General features: G+C 46.2%; 3 protein-coding genes and 2 pseudogenes. 2 read left to right on the top strand and 3 right to left on the bottom strand.

Features of this window, described 5'->3' with window-relative positions; all coding sequences use genetic code 11:
* Positions 1–100: 100 nt before the first annotated feature.
* The gene (locus F6K37_RS35125; protein WP_287255475.1) at positions 101–1,081 is read right to left on the bottom strand and encodes a hypothetical protein; all 981 of its coding nucleotides are present in this window, start codon (positions 1,079–1,081) and stop codon (positions 101–103) included.
* Positions 1,082–1,091: 10 nt separating this feature from the next.
* Here F6K37_RS35125 and F6K37_RS35120 point away from each other — a divergent pair, with 10 nt between their 5' ends.
* On the top strand, positions 1,092–1,223 hold the full coding sequence (locus F6K37_RS35120; RefSeq protein ID WP_287255474.1) for a hypothetical protein: 132 nt from the start codon (positions 1,092–1,094) through the stop codon (positions 1,221–1,223).
* 133 nt (positions 1,224–1,356) lie between these two features.
* Positions 1,357–2,706: an eCIS core domain-containing protein gene (locus F6K37_RS35115; RefSeq protein WP_287255473.1), complete on the top strand. Its 1,350-nt coding sequence runs from the start codon at positions 1,357–1,359 to the stop codon at positions 2,704–2,706.
* 234 nt (positions 2,707–2,940) lie between these two features.
* Here the strand turns inward: F6K37_RS35115 and F6K37_RS45840 are convergent.
* Together F6K37_RS45840 and F6K37_RS45835 are read right to left on the bottom strand one after the other, a co-directional pair.
* Positions 2,941–3,117 (bottom strand): annotated as a pseudogene (locus tag F6K37_RS45840) (REP-associated tyrosine transposase); the annotation flags it as partial.
* A gap of 229 nt (positions 3,118–3,346) precedes the next feature.
* Positions 3,347–3,445, bottom strand: a pseudogene (locus tag F6K37_RS45835) (REP-associated tyrosine transposase); the annotation flags it as partial.

Genomic DNA, 3,445 nt, shown 5'->3' with positions numbered 1-3,445 from the left:
TTCAGGTAAAACCACCTTAATGAATTATGTTGCTGTAATGTTAGCCCAGAAGCAACCAGAAGCAATTGGGTTAGCGCCAGATATTGACTGGCTGCCGATTTTAATTGATATCCGGGATTGGGTCGAGATATTGTTCCTGGTGGCTCAATGGGGGGATGTCAACGTTTACAACAGTCCGCTGACAGTCAATTTTTCGGTGATTGCTGCTGAGGATTAAAGGAGTATTGTTACTATCAATAAATTGGCTCAGAGCATACTCCCGCCCTGGCTCGGTAAAATTATAACTATCGCAGTCAATAAACAGGACACTATTGCTTAGTAATGCTTCCCTTTGCCAACGCTTCGCGAGTTGGTAGACCAACTGGGGCTTGGTGGTCAGAGCCGCAGGGTCGAGAGTATGTAAACTATACCCCAAACCCTGACAAGTGGCGGAGGCAATTTGGTATTTTGTGCTTCGATCCGAGCGAGATAATTGCACAACGGGATAGCTATTTGTCCCCTCGCCCCCAGACCAAATGGTGATCAATTGCGACCCTATACTTAACTGAGAGCTAGGCAAAAGATGAGGGTTGGTCTGAGGCGGTAGGGGAGTGATCTTGCCTGCTAATTCCTGGTCTGTGGCATATTCTCCTAACAGAAAACAGAGGATACGCTGGTCAATTATGAGGGGGGACTGGCTTAGGATCAATCCTGGTTCAATCTGGAGCAGTTGCCAGTAAAGTAAAGGGCGTTGGGGAGATAAGACACCCCAATTGGCTCCGGGAATGGCGTCAAAAGCTAAACTGAGTGTAGGATAGTTTTTGTTAGGACTATTTTTTTGGGCAATGGCAAACAAAGAATGGAATAATGGTTCGATTTCCATTCCCGCGCACATGAGCAGGATATCCCTTTCAAAGGGGGAGAGAAGGAATTTGTTACAAAGTTGAGCCAGGGCAGAAGTATTGTCAACAATTTCAGTAACGGTTTGTTGATTTTTTTTACCTTCTATGTAATTTTCTAAATAGTTACGAACTCGCTCGATTTCTTGAAACAGAGAACTAAGATTAGAGTGATACCAGTTGGTTTGAGAAAGGGGTGCCATGTCGCGCTCCATGAAGACGATCCGATCGACTGATATTGTTTTCTTTAAGGGTACATGGGATGAAAGCATTCAGCCGTCAGCTATCAGCTATCAGCTGATGGGGGGATGCGTAAACGTTCGACGCCTGTTTACGGCACGGTAGGGATAGTGTAAAACGAGCAGGGATTTTAAACCAGCCGTACCAGCACCCCCCAGCTTGTTTACTACCTCCCATTGATTTGCTGACGGCTGACAGCTGATAGCTGAATACTTACTTAAGAAAAAAGGAAATAGCTATGCGCACTACTCATACCTATAAACCGAAATATTCTCACTCTACTTCTAGGACAAATGCTCAAAAAAAGAAAGACTCCAGAGTGATGGGTTCTAGAAGACGACATGAAGAGGACAGGGATTGGAACGCGGAAGAGGCGGTCGGGGAATGGGGCAGTAGAATGGCTAATGTGATGCACTCCCTGGAAACGGGACAATACGTGCCCGACACAGAAGGTCGAGAAATGGGGCTGCAAGCCAAGCTAACTATAGGACAGCCTGGTGATAAATACGAGCAAGAGGCAGATCGAGTAGCGCGTCAGGTAGTACAGCAGATTAATTCTCCACAGATGGGTACTATTGAGGGGGAAGAGATGCGTACGCCTCAACACGAAATACAGAGGAAAGCGTTAACAGGAGGAACGTTAGCACCACAAAATTTGGAAGGTTCCATAAAGGAAGCAAGAGGAAGGGGAAAACCACTGGAAGAAAGGATAAGAATTCCGCTTGAGCAGGCGATGGGGGCGGATTTTAGTGGGGTGCGGGTGCATACGGATGCTCAGTCAGACTTGATGAATAAGTCGATTCAGGCGAAGGCGTTTACGACGGGGCAGGATGTGTTCTTTCGGAAGGGAGAGTATGAGCCTGGGTGTCGGGGGGGGCAGGAGTTGATCGCCCATGAGTTGACTCATGTACGGCAACAGCTACGGTCCGTTTACCCGTCGGAAAAAATCCGAGAAAGTCGTGCAAAAGAGAAAAAATCTATTACCGGGTCCACTGGGCGGGAACGACCGGTTAACAATCTTCAGATAGAAGGTAGCCATGGACGTGGCCAGAAAGGTGTTTTTAGAAGAAAAAAAGAGGGAAGTAGTGGGAGGTTAAAGGTGTATAGGTCTATGAAGATAAGCCGACCATTATTAAAGTATGGGATTAGAATTTGGGATGGAAAGACGATCCAGAAGGGATTAAGTGGCTCCCAAAGAGAGACAGACAAAAATTTAAGATTATCGCCCGCGATTCACAAGTATTTTAATAGTGAGATTAAAGCGGTCACGTACACGGACAAAAATGGAAAGAAATATCAACGCCGGAGTATTGATTGTGCGGAGCCGGCCGCATTTGCATTACTTGTAGAAAAGTGGTATAATAGTGATCCATCAGCCAAGGGAAATGCCGACTGGGTGCCAGATAGCGATAAATTATCTAAGACTCGGTTTGACCCGAAGGCCATTGATGAAACTGATAACAACTTGGAGCTGGATTATTGCAAAGTTTGTGAACAATGGATAAATCCGAATGGGACCTTGAAAAAAGAGTTCATCGAAAAGATAAAGGGAGATGACCCCAACCCGCCCCAGGATGTGCAAAGTTAAATCCCCCAGTGCGATCGCTGATAAAGTAGGGTGGGCAAATGAACAAGATTCCTGATGAAATTGCCAAACTTTCATGATTTGCCCACCCTACCCTACGGAATGGGATTGCCTCTGTGGTTGGTTGGGTTAAAGTGCGATCGCTCTTGTCGGGTGGGCAAATTGGCATGATTCGTGATCAATTGATCAAACATTAATAATTTGCCCACCCTACCCCACATTCATTATTTGCCCACCCTACTCCCCTGCAAAATCTTCTAAATCGCGAAAATATAGAACTTGTGGTAGATTACTCCCACAACAACACCCCCAATCAGGTCGATACTTGCCTCGCTCCACCCATTTGTGAAAACTGGAATATTCCCACAAATGAGGACAAGACACCAAACCATGCTTAACCGGATTATAGTGAATTTGAACCTCCCCACCCTGAAGAGGGATGGGGATTCCCAGGCACAACAACGCTCGTTGCTGTTCTCTCCATGGGCGTGACTTTCCCCCGCACCGGAGGTAGCTGAGTGGGGTCAATACCCAGTTTTTTTTGAGACCCTTACTTTTTATATTAACACTATTTGAGAGGGAAAAGAATACCCCGTCCTCTGAGGACGGGGTATTCTTTTCCCTCTCAAACTCTCCCACTCTGATAATCTAAATGTCGGTGTAAATCATGGTCATCACGAATTGTATGCTCCCAAAACCGACGTTGCCAGACATTGCTTTCTCGATGCTTACGACGAGAAGG

The organism is Moorena sp. SIO4E2 (assembly GCF_010671945.1).
GTDB classification, from domain to species: domain Bacteria; phylum Cyanobacteriota; class Cyanobacteriia; order Cyanobacteriales; family Coleofasciculaceae; genus Moorena; species Moorena producens.
Note: the sequence above shows the minus strand (reverse complement) of the source record. Positions and strands in the feature narration are given on the sequence as shown.